Source organism: Dankookia rubra, from assembly GCF_004355005.1.
Taxonomy (GTDB): Bacteria; Pseudomonadota; Alphaproteobacteria; order Acetobacterales; family Acetobacteraceae; genus Paracraurococcus; species Paracraurococcus ruber_A.
Window position 1 is genome coordinate 51853 of sequence record NZ_SMSJ01000004.1, and the last position, 13358, is coordinate 65210.

Here is a 13358-nt window from a genome sequence, read left to right on the forward strand (position 1 = left end):
AGCGTGGCATACCCGCGCCGAGACAGGCAGGAGACCCCGGCATGGCCGCCATCAACCTCGGCATCATCGGCTTCGGCATCATGGGGGAACGGCTGCTGCGTGCGGCTGTCGACCATGCCGCGGCGCATGTCCGGCCCGTGGGCGTCTGGGACCCCTCCCCCGCCGCCGCGGCGCGGCTGGCCGCGGCCGCACCCGGCGTGCCGCTGCTGGACGGCGCCGCGGCGGTGATCGAGGCCTGCGACTGCCTCTACATCGCCGCCCCGCCCAAGGCGCACCTGCCCATGGCCGAGGCCGCGCTTGGCGCCGGCCGTGCCGTCTTCCTCGAGAAGCCGCTCGCGGTCGACCTCGCCGCGGCGCGCGACTTCGTCGCCAAGGCCGAGGCACTGGACACGCGGGCGGCGGTGAACTTCCCGATGGCCTCCTCGCCCGGCGTCGCCCAGCTCTCGGCCTGGCGGGCGGAGGGCGGGGTGGGGGATGCGGAAAGCCTCGCCATCGAGGTCGCCTTCGCCACATGGCCGCGCGGCTGGCAGCAGGATGCGGCCTCCTGGCTGGCCCGCCGGGCGGAGGGCGGCTTCACCCGGGAGGTTGTCTCCCACTTCCTGTTCCTGACGCGCCGGCAGCTTGGCCCGCTGGTGCTGCAGGACGCCTCCGTCACCTATCCGGGCGGCGACCTGGCGGAGACCGCGATCACCGCCCGGCTGACCGCCGGCGGCGTGCCGGTGACGCTGGCGGGCGGCGTCGGCACCACGCCGAAGGACGACCACAATACCTGGACGCTGCGCGGCCCGGCCGGCGCGGTGCGGCTGCACGACTGGTCGGTCGCCGAACGGCTGGCGGCCGACGGCACCTGGCAGCCCGCGCCGGATGCCATGCCGAATGCGCGGCTGCGGCCGGAGGTGCTGCGCCGCCAGCTCGCCAGCGTCGCCGCCATGACCCGCGGCAAGCCCCATCCGCTGGCGACGCTGCGGGAGGCGCTGGAGGTGCAGCAGGTGGTCGAGGCCATCCTCGCCGCCTGAGCCCGGGCAGCGCGGCGCTACTTCAGGCCGCGCTCGCGCGCCGCGGCGACATAGGCCCCGGCATCCGCCGGCAGCAGCAGCCGCTCGGCCGCCAGCACCTCGGCCGCGACCCGCACCGCGGCGACGTAGGCGGCCTGGCCGGGATAGCGCTCGGCGAGGCTCGGGCGCGGGTCGCCGGCCGCCTGGCGCGCGGCGGCATCGGCGGCGAAGGGCAGGAAGCTGCCCTCGCGGTCGCAGAACTCTTCCCGCAGCCCTTCGGCGGCATAAAGGTTCCAGCCGGTATGGGTGCCGCGCGGCACGGCGATGTCGGGCAGCCGGACCCCGGCGCGCTCGTTGCCGTCGGCATCGACGGCGGGGACGAGCGGGCGCCAGGCCTCCTCGGCGCCACGGGTGCCGGCGACCCAATCCGTCACCGGGGCGATCGGCGTGGCGAAGCGCGGGCGCAGCGTGCCGGGGATGACGGGAAAGCGCCGCAGCGCCTCCTCCGCCGGGACCAGGGTGCCATCGGCCAGGCGCGGCACGCGCGACGGCGGCGGCGCGTTGCCGGCCTCCACCCACTCCTCGAGCGCCGCGAGCAGGGCGCGCAGCAGCGGGCTGGCGGAATGCGGGTTGTTGGGGTTGTGGCAGGGACCCCGCGCGGTGGTCGCGCCGAAGCGGCCACCATGCTTGGTGCCGGCGACGAGGTAGTGCCTGACATTCGGGAGCGCATGCAGGTCCTGGGTGCCGGCCGGGTCGGTGTGGATCAGGCTGGCGCCCTTCTGCCAGTACTCGGTGGAGGTATTCACCTCCATCAGCAGCGGATCGCTGCCGTCGCCGCGCAGCAGGGCGCCGCGCTTGCCCGTGGCGGGGTCGGTCGCCTCGGCCGCGGCCATCGGGAACCAAGTCTCCGGATGGGCGAAGTCCTCGTGCCAGGTCGCGGTGCGGTCGGGCTGGGCGAAGCGGTCATTGGCGAAGACCCGGCCGGCCCCGGCGATATGCGCCAGCACGCCGTCGAAGACCCGGCGCCCGCTTGTGTCGGCATTCATCCCGAGCTCGAGGTGGTGCCGCAGCCAGCGCCCGGCCTGCGAGATGCCCAGGGCGAAGGTGGTGCGGATGGCGATGCCGGCGAGCGGCCCGGGGCGGCCCTGCCCGTCGGCCTCACCGTGCCGCAGGAAGCTGACCAGGTCGCGCGTCGCCGCATAGCCCATGCCGAGCGGCCGGGCCCCGGTCGCGGTGTAGCGGAACTCGTAGATGCTGCCGGGGGTGAAGGCGGTGCCCTCGGGCAGCAGCCGGATCGCGCGCTCGCCGGCGAAGGCGAAGGCGACCGGCTGCGGCGCGTCCTCCCGCCGGCGGCGAACGGTCAGGCTGGCCTTGGCGGGGTCGGCCTCGGCGGCGGGGTAGGAGAGCGGCGCGGTCGGCCGGTCGCCTGGGTTGACGCGGGTGCCGAAGACGAACTCGTCCCGCACCGGGCCGGTGACGCCGGGCAGCAGGGGCAGGTCGATGCGCATCCCGTCGTTGGTGCGCGGCGCCTCGGGGTCCCAGCCGCTCCAGACCACCGTCGTGCCTGCCCGCAGCGGCAAGGCGAGCCCGACCGAGCCGGGGGTCCGCAGCGCGTTCAGCTCCGGCTGTGCGCCGGGCGCGTCGAAGACATTGCCGAAGATCATCTTCCGGCCGCGGTTGGTCACGTCGTACAGCAGCCGGCCATTGGCCCGGGCCGGGTCGGCAGGGCGCAGGATGACGACCTCGGTCGCGTATTCCACCTGGCCGCGGGCGTTGCGCGGGGCGAGGCCGAGATCGACGATGGGCGCATTGCGCGGATCGGCTGGGTCGAGCTCGCCGCGAGCGATGCCGGCGATGCGAAGATAGGGCCCGGCGCCGAAATCCTGGCCGCCGGAGAAGCTTTCCTGCGCGGTGAGCTCGAAGCCGGTGATGCGCGCCGCGGCGGGGGTTGCGGCCAGCAGGGCGGCAGTGGCGGCCGTGACGGCTCGGTTCATGGCGGGTCCTCCCGGCCCGAGGATAGGCGGACGCGGACCGGCCGGTCATCCCATCTGCATGGGCAGGCCGACATAGTTCTCGGCGAGCGTCAGCGACCCCGCCGCGCTGCCGCAGACATAGTCGAGCTCGGCCACCTGAACCTTGTGCTCGAAGGGGTCCCCGCCGTCGAAGCGGTGCAGCATGGATGTCATCCACCAGGAGAAGCGCTGCGCCTTCCAGACGCGGCGCAGCGCGGTGGCGGAATAGGCATCCAGCAGCGCGGTGCCCTGGCCGCGGTAGAAGGCCTCGAGCGCGCGGGCCAGCACGATGATGTCGGCGATCGCCAGGTTCATCCCCTTGGCACCGGTGGGCGGGACGATATGGGCGGCGTCGCCGGCGAGGAAGAGCCGGCCGTGCCGCATCGGCTCGGCGACGAAGCTGCGCATGGGGGTGATGCCCTTCTGCAAGATCGGGCCCTCCTTGACCGGCGAATGGCCGTCGCGCCCGGCCATGCGGGCATGCAGCTCGGCCCAGATCCGGTCGTCGGACCAGTCGGCGATGTCCTCCTCCGGCCGGCACTGGATGTAGTGCCGCGCCAGGGTGGTGCTGCGCATGGTGGCGAGGGCGAAGCCGCGCTCGTGCCGGGCATAGATCAGCTCGTGCGAGGCCGGCGGCGCGCTGGCGAGGATGCCGAGCCAGGCGAAGGGATAGACGCGTTCGTAGACGCGCAGCACGCTCTCCGGCATCGCGTCGCGGCAGACGCCGTGGAAGCCGTCGCACCCCGCGATGACGTCGCAATGCAGGGTCTGTGCCTGGCCGTCATGGCGGAAGGTGATGCTCGGATAGTCGGTGTCGATGTCGTGCACCGCGGCATCCTCGACCTCGAACAGCAGCGGCCCGCCATGGGCGAGGCGCGCGGCGATGAGATCCTTCACCACCTCCTGCTGGCCGTAGATCGTGACCCGCTTTCCGGTCAGCCCGGTCAGGTCGATGCGGTGGCCCTGGCCGTCGAAGCGGAGCTCGATCCCCTCATGCGGCAGGCCCTCGCGGTGCAGGCGGTCGCCGACGCCGGTCTCGGTCAGGATGTCGACCGTGCCCTGTTCCAGCAGGCCGGCGCGGATACGGTCCTCGACATAGGCGCGGGAGCGGGCCTCGAGGATCACGCTCTCGATCCCGGCGCGGTGCAGCAGATGCGCCAGCAGCAGCCCGGCCGGCCCGGCCCCGATGATCCCCACCTGCGTGCGCATGCCGCCCCTCCGCTCCGTCCGGCCGAATGTGCAGGCTTCAACCCCCCTGGCAAGGGATGGCCCGCCCGCGTTTGCAACCGGCGCCCCGGCGGGGGAGAGTGGCACCAGCCGGCCGAGCGAAACAGGGTGCCGCGAAGGCGCCGGGCCTGCCGCGACTGCAAGGGGAGGACGGCCATGGGCCGCGTTCTGTACGACCTGGCCGGGGCCGACCCGGCGCTGCGCTTCAGTCCCTTCTGCTGGCGCATCCGCATGGCGCTGGCGCACAAGGACCTGGAGGTCGAGGCCATCCCCTGGCGCTTCACCGAGAAGGACCGTATCGCCTTCAGCGGCCAGGGGCTGGTGCCGGTGCTGGTGGACGGGGACCGGACGCTGCACGACAGCTGGGCCATCGCCGAATACCTCGAAGCGGCCTACCCGCACCGCCCCAGCCTGTTCGGCGGGCCCGAGGCGCAGGCGGTGACGCGCTTCGTCAATGGCTGGACCGACAGCGTCCTGCATCCCTGGATCGCGCGGATGGTGGTGCGGGACATCCTGGACTGCATTCGGCCGGAGGATGCAGGCTATTTCCGCGAAAGCCGGGAGACGCGCTTCGGCATGACGCTGGAGCAGTTCGTCGCGGCACGGGAGGAGACCCTGCCCGAGTTCCGCCGCGCGCTGCAGCCGCTGCGGCTGGCGCTGCGTGGCCAGTCCTTCCTGGCCGGCGAGGCCCCGGCCCATGCCGACTACATCGTCTTCGGCGCCTTCATGTGGGCACGCTCGGTCAGTCCCTTCCGGCTACTGGAAGCCGACGACCCTGTGCATGCCTGGCGTGGGCGGATGCTCGGGCTGTTCGACGGGCTTGCAGCCGGCGCGCCGGGTCACGACCTGCAGGCGCAAGGATCAGGAGCGGCGCGATGAGCGAAGTCTGTGGCCCGGATGGGTGCGAGGTGCCTGCGACCACAGGCGGGGCGCTGCCGCTGGAGCGGGCGGCGTCACGGATCGACGTCGTCTCCGACGCCATCTGCCCCTGGTGCTGGGTGGGCAAGCGCAACCTGGAGGGCGCTTTGGCGATCCTGGCCTCGGAGGGCGAACGGTTCGAGGTGCATTGGCGCCCGTTTCAGCTCAACCCCGAGATGCCGAAGGAGGGCGTGGAGCGGGACAGCTATCGCGCCGCCAAGTTCGGCAGCCTGGCCCGGAGCCGGGAGTTGGACGCGCAGGTGGCGGCCGCAGGCCGCGCCGCGGGGGTGGACTTCCAGCATGCGCTGATGCGGCGCACCCCGAACACGGTGGATGCGCATCGGGTGATCCGGCTGGCCGGGGCGCAGGGCCCGGCGGTGCAGGACAAAGTGGTGGAGGCGCTGTTTGCGGCCTATTTCCAGCAGGGCCGCGACATCGCCGATCGGGCGGTGCTGGCCGAGATCGCCGGGGCGCAGGGGCTGGACGTGTCCGCCCATCTGGCCAGTGACGAGGGCGAGGCCGAGGTGCTGGCCGAGGATGCCGGCTTCCGCCGCGCCGGCCTCTCCGGCGTGCCGACCTTCGCGCTCGACGGCCATGTGGTCTTCAGCGGCGCCATGCCCGCCGACCGCATGGCCGACGCCTTCCGCCGCGCGCTTGCGATCCTGCGCGGCCCGGCAGCGCGCGCGGCCGAATAGCGTCCCGGAAAATTGGATGGGGGTTGCAGGGGGTATACTTTCCCCCTGCCCATTCTTGTTCAGTAGGTCGCCCGTCCGCCCGAGACGTCGAACACCGCCCCGGTCGAGAAGCTGCAATCCTCGGTTGCCAGCCAGCAGATCAGCGCGGCGATCTCCCCCACCTCCGCGAAGCGGTTGGCCGGGATCTTCGACAGCATGTAGTCGATCTGCGCCTGCGTCATCTGCTTGAAGATGTCTGTCGCCGCCGCCGCGGGCGTCACGCAGTTCACCCGGATCGGCGTCTGCGCCAACTCCCTGCCAAGCGACTTGGTGAAGCCGATGACCCCCGCCTTGGCTGCCGAATAGGCCGCGGCATTCGGGTTTCCCTCCTTGCCGGCGATCGAGGCCACGTTGACGATGCGGCCGTAATTCCGCGCCCGCATGCCCGGCACCACGGCGCGGCAGGACAGGAAGACGCCGGTCAGGTCGATCTCTATCACCTGGCGCCAGGCATCGATCGGATAGGCGTCGACCGGCATGTTGGGGCCGGTGATGCCGGCATTGGCGACGAGGATGTCGAGCGGGCCGAGCGCCGTCTCGGTGCCGGCGAGCGCGGCCTCGATGCTGGCGTAGTCGGCCACGTCGACCTTGGCCGCGAAACCGCCGAGCCGCGCCGCGACCTTCTGCGCCTCGGCCAGGTCGAGGTCCCAAATGGCGGGGCGGCCGCCGCCGGCGGCGATCCGCTCGGCGACCGCAAGGCCGATGCCGCGCGCGCCGCCGGTGATGGCCGCGATCCGGCCCTTGAGATCGAGTGCGTTCATGCAGTCCTCCGCCGCTCGTATTAGGCGGGCCGCGGCTATCCGGCCAGCCGGACCGCCGAGATGATGACGATCGCCGAGGCGTAGGGGTATTCGTCGGTCATGGTCAGGTCCACCTGCGCGGCATGACCGGGCGGGGTCAGCGCGGCCAGGCGCGCGGCGGCGCCGCCGGTCAGCTGCAGGGTCGGTTTGCCCGACCGCAGGTTCACCACGCCGAGGTCGCGCATGAAGACGCCCTGGGCGAAGCCGGTGCCGAGCGCCTTCGACGCAGCTTCCTTCGCCGCGAAGCGCTTGGCATAGGTCCCGGCACGCAGCGTCTCGGTGCGCCGCTCGGCCTTGGCGCGTTCCACCGGGGTGAAGACACGGTCGAGGAAGCGCTCGCCATGGCGTTCCAGCACCCGCTCGATCCGGCGGATGTCGCAGATGTCGTTGCCCAGCCCCAGGATCATCCGCGCATCCGCTCCACGCGCAGGTTGTCGGCCGGCGCCCGCAGCGCCGCCATGATGCGTTCCAGGTGGCGCAGGTCGGTGACCTCGATATCCAGCAGCACCTCGATCGAATCGCCGTCGCGGTGCTGCACCTTCAGCCCGCTGACCGCGCCTTCGTTCTGCGCCACCGTCTCGGTCAGCGCGGCCAGCGCCGAGTTCCGCGCCCGCGTCTCCACCACCACGCGGCCGACGCGGGCGGCGGCCGAGGCCTCGTCCCAATCGACGTCGAGGAAGCGCTCGGGCGTCGCGGCGAAATTCTCGAGCGTGTGGCAATCGGTCGCGTGGATCGTCACCCCCTTGCCGGTGGTGACGATGCCGAGGATCCGCTCGCCCGGCAGCGGGTGGCAGCAGCCGGCGAAGTGGAAGGGCATGCCGCTGACCAGGCCGGTGACCGGCAGGTTGGCATTGCCGCCGCGGGCGGCGCCGGGGCGGTCGGGCCGGCCGAGCAGCGGGCTCGCGCCGATCCGGCCGCGCGGCCGGGCCAGCGGCAGCGCATCGGCGATGCGCGGCGGGATGCGGAGCTCCGGCACCGCGGCGTGCAGCACCTCCTTGGCCGAGAGCGAGCCGGAGCCGACGGCGGTGTACAGTTCCTCGAGCCCCGCCTGCTTGAGCGGCTTGAGCGCGCCTTCCAGCAGCTTCTCGGTCGCTTCCAGCCCTTCCTGGCGGAAGGCCTTGGCGATGGCGGCGCGGCCGCCTTCCATGTGCTCCTCGCGCAGCCGCGCATGGACGAAGCGGCGGATGCGTGCGCGTGCCTTGCCGGTGACGACGAAGCGTTCCCAGCCCGGGTTCGGCTGGCCGCCGCGGGCGGTGATGATCTCGACCTGGTCGCCGTTCTCCAGCTGGTGGCGCAGCGGGACGATCTTGCCGTTGACCTTGGCGCCGACGCAGCTGTCGCCGACCTGGCTATGGACCTCGTAGGCGAAGTCTATCGGCGTGGCGCCGCGCGGCAGCTCGATCAGGTCGCCCTTGGGGGAGAAGCAGAAGACCTGGTCGCGGTGCAGTTCCAGCTTGGTGTGGTCGAGGAAATCCTGCGCGCCCTCGGCATTCTCGAGGATGTCGAGCAGGGCGCGGACCCAGGGGTAGCGCTTGCGGTTGCCGGCGGCGGAGGTATTGCCTGCCGGCCCCTGCTTGTAGATCCAGTGCGCGGCGACGCCGTATTCGGCGACCTCGTGCATCTCCTTGGTGCGGATCTGCACCTCGATCTTGGCGTTGCGCCGTTCCGGCACCGTGACGCCGGTGTGCAGCGACTGGTAGCCGTTGGTCTTCGGCGTCGAAATGTAGTCCTTGAAACGGCCGGGGACCACGCGATAGGCATCGTGCACGGCGCCGAGCGCGACGTAGCAGGCGGCGCGGTCCTCGACCAGAACGCGGAAGGCCATGACGTCCGAGAGCGCCTCGAAGGCCACGTTCTTCTTCTGCATCTTCAGCCAGATCGAATAGGGCGACTTTTCCCGGCCAACCACGTCGATGGCGATGATGCCGTGGTTCGCCAGCACCCGCTTCAGGTCCTGCTCGATCTCGCGGATCAGGTCGGCGCCCTGGCCGCGCAGGAAGGTCAGCCGTGCCGCGATGGTCTGCCGCGCCTCCGGGTGCAGCTCCTGGAAGGCCAGCGTCTCCAGCTCGGTCTTCAGCGCGTCCATGCCGATGCGCTCGGCGAGCGGGGTGAAGATGTCGATGGTCTCGCGCGCGGTCTTCCGGCGGCGCTCGGCCTGCGGCACGAAATGCAGCGTCCGCATGTTGTGCAGGCGGTCGGCCAGCTTGACCAGCAGGACCCGGATGTCCTCGCTCATCGCCAGGACCAGCTTGCGGAGGTTCTCCGCCTGCTTGGTGCGCTCGGATTGCAGCTCGATGCGGGTGAGCTTGGTGACGCCGTCTACCAGCCGGGCGACCTCGGCGCCGAAGCGGCGCTCGATCTCCTTCAGCCCGAAGGAGGTATCCTCGGCGACGTCGTGCAGCAGGGCAGTGGCGATCGTCGCGCTGTCCAGCCGGTAGTCGGCCAGAATGTTCGCCACGGCGATCGGATGGGTGATGTAGGGATCGCCATTCTCGCGCTTCTGCGCGGCATGCGCCTCGGCGGCGACCTGGCCGGCGCGTTCCAGCAGCGCGACATCGGCGCGGGGGTCGTAGCCCGCAACCCGGCGGGCGAGCGCCATCGCCTCATCGAGGCCGGGGACCGGCGCGGGCGCGATGCCCGCCACCGCGCCCTCCGGCGCGCGCGGCACCGGTGCCTGCAGGGGCCCGGCGTCGCGCGAGGTCAATGGGTCCTCCTCAGCGGCGGCCGCCGCCCAGCTCGGCCGCGATGGCGGCTTCCAGATCGTCGGGCGACATGTCCTCGAGGCCGGCGCCCTCGGCGGGCAGCTCCTCATTCACGTCCATGACGCCGAAGATGTTCTCGTCGGTGGCGATGAGGTCGAGCACCTCCTCCTCCGCCGGCTCGGGCTCGGGCGCGCGCTGCAGCGACTTGATCAGGTCGGCCTCGACCGAATCGAGCGCAATGGTTTGGTCGGCGATCTCGCGCAGGGCAACGACAGGGTTCTTGTCGTTGTCGCGGTCGAGGGTCAGGTCCTCGCCGCGGCCGATGTTCCGGGCGCGCTGCGCTGCGATGAGCACCAATTCGAACCGGTTCGGGATCTGGACGATGCAGTCTTCAACAGTGACGCGTGCCATCACGGCCTCGTGTTCATTTGGGCGGCGGGAAGGGCGGCCCGCGGCAAAGGTCTGCAGGAGAACCTTCCAGATAGCCACCACGGCCGGCGGATGCAAGCGGGAAGCCCCTAGCCGGCTGCCCCGGGCGACCCCATCTCAACCCCGAATGGGTTCTGGCGGTGCTTGGTCATGCGGGAGGGCTGCGAGCAGCGCCGCTGGGCCACATCCGAACACCGGATGCACCCAGCCGGGGGCGACGTCCAGCATAGGCTGCAGCACGAAGCGTCGCAGATGCGCCCGCGGATGCGGCAGCACCGGATCAGGCGCCGCGCGGCAGAGCCCGTCGAGGTCGATCAGGTCGAGGTCGAGCACCCTCGGCGCATTGGGATAGGGCCGTTGCCGCCCGGCACGGTGCTCGATGGCATGGAGGGCCGCCAGCAGAAGGGCCGGATCGCCCGCCGCCCCGTCCAGCCGCGCCACCCCGTTGACGTAGAGCGGGGCACCGGGCAGGGGTGGAACCGAGACGGTGCGGTACCAATTCGAGAGGGCCCGCAGTCGCAGCCCGGGCAGGGAATCCAGGGCTGCGGCCGCCGTTCGGCAGGTCTGCAACGGGGGCTGTCCGGCCCCCGCGGGCAAATTCGCCCCTAACGCGATAAGGATCACAGATTTCTCTCTTACAAATATATATTCCCGGCCTAGTATGGAAAGGTGCCTTCCCGGCATGCATCACATTTCGAGAGCGCGCAGCTTGCAGTCCGAGCGTATCGAACGAATCGCCGTCTTCATCGACGGAGCGAACCTCTACGCCGCCTCCCGGACCCTGGGATTCGACGTGGACTACAAGAACCTGCTGGCGCATTTCCGGCAGCGCTCCTACCTCGTGCGCGCCTACTACTATACCGCGCTGCTCGAGACCGAGGAGTACTCGCCGCTCCGGCCGCTGGTCGACTGGCTCGGCTACAACGGGTATTCCGTGGTCACCAAGCCGGCCAAGGAATTCACCGACGCCACCGGGCGGCGCCGGGTCAAGGGCAGCGTCGACATCGAGATGGCGGTCGACGTCCTCGACCTCACCCCCTCGCTCGACCATGTGGTGATCTTCTCCGGCGACGGCGACCTGCGCCGGCTGGTCGAATCGGTGCAGCGCCGCGGCGTGCGGGTGACGGTGATCTCCACCATCCGCACCCAGCCGGCGATGATCGCCGACGACCTGCGCCGCCAGGCGGATGCCTTCATCGACCTCGCGGATCTCGCCGAGCACATCACCCGTCGCCAGGTGGAACCGCGCAGCCGAACGCCGATGGCCCCGGCCGCCCGCACCGGCGCCCCGGTGCGCGCGACGCCGGCGGATCCCTTCCGCGAGACGCCCGACCTGCCGGAATGAGGCCGGCGGCGGCGCCTCGCCGGCCGCGGTGAGCCGCCTGCGGCCTAGACCGGCAGCCGCACCCGCGCCCGCAGCCCGCCCAGCGGACTTTCCTCCAGCATGATCTCGCCGCCATGCGCGCGGACGATGTCGCGGGCGATTGCCAGCCCCAGGCCGGTTCCGTCCGGCGAGCCGCTGTGGAAGGGCCGGAAGGCCTCCTCCCGCTCGGTCGCCGGGATGCCCGGCCCGTTGTCGTCCACCGTCACCTCCGCCCAGAGCGACTTCTGCTCCCCTCCCGGGCCGCCGAGCCCGGTCCGCGGCACCGTCCGCACCTCCACCGCGATGCGCTGGGCATGCCGGCGCGCGTTGTCGACCAGGTTGCCAAGGCAGCGCCGCACCGCATCCGCCCGCAGCGGCATGGCCAGCGCCTCGGGCGCCGTAACCGCCACCTGCGCGCCGGTCCGGCGTGCATTCGCCGCGACGTCCTTCACCAGTTCCACCAGGTCGGCCGGGCGCGACTGCTCCACCCCCTCCCCGCGGGCAAAGGTGAGGTAGGCGGCGGTCATGCGCTCCATCTCCTCGACATCCTGGTTCAGCGCCGCCAGGTCCTCCTCCGTCTCGGCATCGCGCGGCAGCATGGCCAGCGCGAGGCGCATCCGGGTCAGCGGGGTGCGCAGGTCGTGGCTGATGCCGGCCAGCATCTCGGTCCGCTGGCCAACGAAGCGGCGGATGCGCTCCTGCATGCGGTTGAAGGCGGCGGCGGCCTGGCGGACCTCGCTGGCGCCTTCCGGCTTCATCGGCCCGACATCGCGCCCCAGCCCAAAGGCTTCCGCCGCCCCGGCGAGCCGCCGGATCGCGCGCACCTGGTTCTTCATGAACAGGATGGCGACGCCCGAGAGGATCAGCGCCGAGCCCACCAGCCAGATGACGAAGAGATAGAGGGTCGAGGTGAAGAGCCGCTTGCGCGGCGCCTCCACATGCAGCACGCCGTCCGGCAGCTGCACCCGGATGATGATGCTGCGCGGGTCGCTCTGCCAATCGGTGTCGAAGGGCAGCCGCACGCGCTCCCGCAACGCGTTGTTCAGGTCCTCCTCCAGCGGCAGCAGAGGCAGGCTGGCGGGGCGGGCGACGAACTGGATGCGGGCGGCTTCCTCGTAGGCCAGGGCGAGGTCGAGTCGCCAGGCAGCCTCGCGGAAGATCCAGGCGCGGTTCTCCGGATCCTCCCGCCGCACCAGCTCGACCAGCATCGCCACGTCGCCGGCGACGCCCCCCGCCAGCCGGCGGGAGATGACGTCGAGATGCGCGCCATAGAAAAGCTGCAGCGCCACCGCCTGCAGGATCAGCATCGGGACGAGGATGATCAGCACGGAGCGCGCCAGCAGCCCGCGCGGCAGCATGGCCCGCAGCGCGCGGGAGACCGGCTTGGCGCCGGGCGCCGGCAGGGTCACGGCCCGGCGCCCGTCGGGGTCCGGATCGAGGTCCGGGTCAAGGCCCAGGCCGCAGCACGTAGCCGCGGTGGCGGACGGTGTGCAGGAAGCGCGGCTCGCGCGGGTCCGGCTCGATCTTGCGGCGCAGCCGGGTGACCTGCACGTCGACGGCGCGCTCCCCGGCCTCCGGCGTGCCGAGGGCGGCAGCGATGTCCTCGCGGCTCAGCACCTCGCCCGGGCGGCGGGCCAGGGCGGCCAGCAGCGCCGCCTCCCCGCCGGTCAGGCGGATGGTGCCGTCGGGGCCGCGCAACTCCGACCGCTCGGCATCGAACCAGCGCATGCCGAGCTGGACCGGCGCCTGCGGCAGCAGGGTGGACGGCGGCGGCGCGGTGCGGCGCAGGATGGTGCGGATACGCAGCGCCAGCTCACGCGGGTCGAAGGGCTTGGCCAGGTAGTCGTCGGCGCCCATCTCGAAGCCGGCCACGCGGTCGTCGGGACCGCCGCGCGCGGTCAGCATCAGCACGGGCACGTCGTTGCCGTCGCGCCGCAGCGATTCGACCAGCTCGAGCCCCGTCTCGCCCGGCATCATCACGTCCAGCACCACCAGGTCGAAGGCCATGGCCGCCAGGGCGCCGCGGGCCGCGGCGGCATCGGCGGCGCTGGTCACGCGGAAGCCCTGCTCCGCCAAGTAACGCTGCAGCAGCGCGCGCAGCCTAGCGTCGTCGTCCACCACCAGCAGATGGGCGTTGTCGGTGGCAAGCTCGGCCGGCATGTCCAGCGTATTCCTCCC

General features: G+C 71.9%; 13 protein-coding genes. 4 read left to right on the top strand and 9 right to left on the bottom strand.

Features of this window, described 5'->3' with window-relative positions; all coding sequences use genetic code 11:
* Positions 1-41 precede the first annotated feature (41 nt).
* Positions 42-1016, top strand: coding sequence for a Gfo/Idh/MocA family protein (locus tag E2C06_RS04670; RefSeq protein WP_133287422.1), 975 nt, complete (start codon positions 42-44; stop codon positions 1014-1016).
* Between the two features lie 17 nt (positions 1017-1033).
* On the opposite strand, the gene E2C06_RS04675 is transcribed toward E2C06_RS04670, so the two are convergent.
* Positions 1034-2989, bottom strand: coding sequence for an alpha/beta hydrolase domain-containing protein (locus E2C06_RS04675; RefSeq protein WP_133287423.1), 1956 nt, complete (start codon positions 2987-2989; stop codon positions 1034-1036).
* Positions 2990-3034: 45 nt separating this feature from the next.
* Positions 3035-4216: a 4-hydroxybenzoate 3-monooxygenase gene (gene pobA / locus E2C06_RS04680; RefSeq protein WP_133287424.1), complete on the bottom strand. Its 1182-nt coding sequence runs from the start codon at positions 4214-4216 to the stop codon at positions 3035-3037.
* 174 nt (positions 4217-4390) lie between these two features.
* On the opposite strand from pobA, the gene E2C06_RS04685 reads away from it, so the two are divergent.
* Entirely contained in the window at positions 4391-5113 is a 723-nt protein-coding gene (locus E2C06_RS04685) for a glutathione S-transferase family protein (protein ID WP_133287425.1), read from the top strand.
* A gap of 29 nt (positions 5114-5142) precedes the next feature.
* On the top strand, positions 5143-5847 hold the full coding sequence (locus E2C06_RS04690; RefSeq protein WP_206664434.1) for a DsbA family oxidoreductase: 705 nt from the start codon (positions 5143-5145) through the stop codon (positions 5845-5847).
* Between the two features lie 59 nt (positions 5848-5906).
* Here the strand turns inward: E2C06_RS04690 and E2C06_RS04695 are convergent, their stop codons facing one another.
* The 5 genes from E2C06_RS04695 to folK all read right to left on the bottom strand — a co-directional run bounded on the left by E2C06_RS04695 (position 5907) and on the right by folK (position 10501).
* Positions 5907-6647, bottom strand: coding sequence for an SDR family NAD(P)-dependent oxidoreductase (locus E2C06_RS04695; RefSeq protein WP_133287427.1), 741 nt, complete (start codon positions 6645-6647; stop codon positions 5907-5909).
* 35 nt (positions 6648-6682) lie between these two features.
* Positions 6683-7093, bottom strand: coding sequence for a holo-ACP synthase (gene acpS, locus E2C06_RS04700; RefSeq protein WP_133287428.1), 411 nt, complete (start codon positions 7091-7093; stop codon positions 6683-6685).
* Positions 7090-9285 (bottom strand): RelA/SpoT family protein, encoded by a 2196-nt coding sequence (locus E2C06_RS04705; RefSeq protein WP_133287635.1) that lies wholly within the window; start codon positions 9283-9285, stop codon positions 7090-7092. The genes acpS and E2C06_RS04705 overlap by 4 nt, the downstream gene beginning before the upstream one ends.
* 115 nt (positions 9286-9400) lie before the next feature.
* Complete coding sequence (gene rpoZ / locus E2C06_RS04710; protein ID WP_133287636.1) at positions 9401-9799, bottom strand: DNA-directed RNA polymerase subunit omega; 399 nt, start codon at positions 9797-9799, stop codon at positions 9401-9403.
* 135 nt (positions 9800-9934) lie between these two features.
* Positions 9935-10501 carry a 2-amino-4-hydroxy-6-hydroxymethyldihydropteridine diphosphokinase gene (folK, locus tag E2C06_RS04715; protein ID WP_133287429.1) on the bottom strand — a complete coding sequence of 189 codons (567 nt, stop codon included), beginning with the start codon at positions 10499-10501 and terminating at the stop codon, positions 9935-9937.
* Positions 10502-10526: 25 nt separating this feature from the next.
* Between folK and E2C06_RS04720 the strand changes: the two genes are divergently transcribed.
* The gene (locus E2C06_RS04720) at positions 10527-11162 is read left to right on the top strand and encodes a LabA-like NYN domain-containing protein (protein ID WP_241671120.1); all 636 of its coding nucleotides are present in this window, start codon (positions 10527-10529) and stop codon (positions 11160-11162) included.
* A gap of 44 nt (positions 11163-11206) precedes the next feature.
* Here the strand turns inward: E2C06_RS04720 and E2C06_RS04725 are convergent, their stop codons facing one another.
* A complete protein-coding gene (locus E2C06_RS04725) occupies positions 11207-12538 on the bottom strand; it encodes an ATP-binding protein (RefSeq protein ID WP_133287637.1) in 1332 nt (443 codons plus the stop codon).
* Positions 12539-12626: 88 nt separating this feature from the next.
* A complete protein-coding gene (locus E2C06_RS04730) occupies positions 12627-13340 on the bottom strand; it encodes a response regulator (protein WP_133287431.1) in 714 nt (237 codons plus the stop codon).
* Positions 13341-13358: the final 18 nt, after the last annotated feature.

Coding starts and splice junctions, on each gene's coding strand:
- E2C06_RS04725 (WP_133287637.1), bottom strand. CDS start 12,538: ATGCTGCCGCGCGGGCTGCTGGCGCGCTCCGTGCTGATCATCCTCGTC.
- E2C06_RS04685 (WP_133287425.1), top strand. CDS start 4,391: ATGGGCCGCGTTCTGTACGACCTGGCCGGGGCCGACCCGGCGCTGCGC.
- E2C06_RS04670 (WP_133287422.1), top strand. CDS start 42: ATGGCCGCCATCAACCTCGGCATCATCGGCTTCGGCATCATGGGGGAA.
- acpS (WP_133287428.1), bottom strand. CDS start 7,093: ATGATCCTGGGGCTGGGCAACGACATCTGCGACATCCGCCGGATCGAG.
- pobA (WP_133287424.1), bottom strand. CDS start 4,216: ATGCGCACGCAGGTGGGGATCATCGGGGCCGGGCCGGCCGGGCTGCTG.
- E2C06_RS04675 (WP_133287423.1), bottom strand. CDS start 2,989: ATGAACCGAGCCGTCACGGCCGCCACTGCCGCCCTGCTGGCCGCAACC.
- rpoZ (WP_133287636.1), bottom strand. CDS start 9,799: ATGGCACGCGTCACTGTTGAAGACTGCATCGTCCAGATCCCGAACCGG.
- E2C06_RS04705 (WP_133287635.1), bottom strand. CDS start 9,285: ATGGCGCTCGCCCGCCGGGTTGCGGGCTACGACCCCCGCGCCGATGTC.
- folK (WP_133287429.1), bottom strand. CDS start 10,501: ATGCCGGGAAGGCACCTTTCCATACTAGGCCGGGAATATATATTTGTA.
- E2C06_RS04730 (WP_133287431.1), bottom strand. CDS start 13,340: ATGCCGGCCGAGCTTGCCACCGACAACGCCCATCTGCTGGTGGTGGAC.
- E2C06_RS04695 (WP_133287427.1), bottom strand. CDS start 6,647: ATGAACGCACTCGATCTCAAGGGCCGGATCGCGGCCATCACCGGCGGC.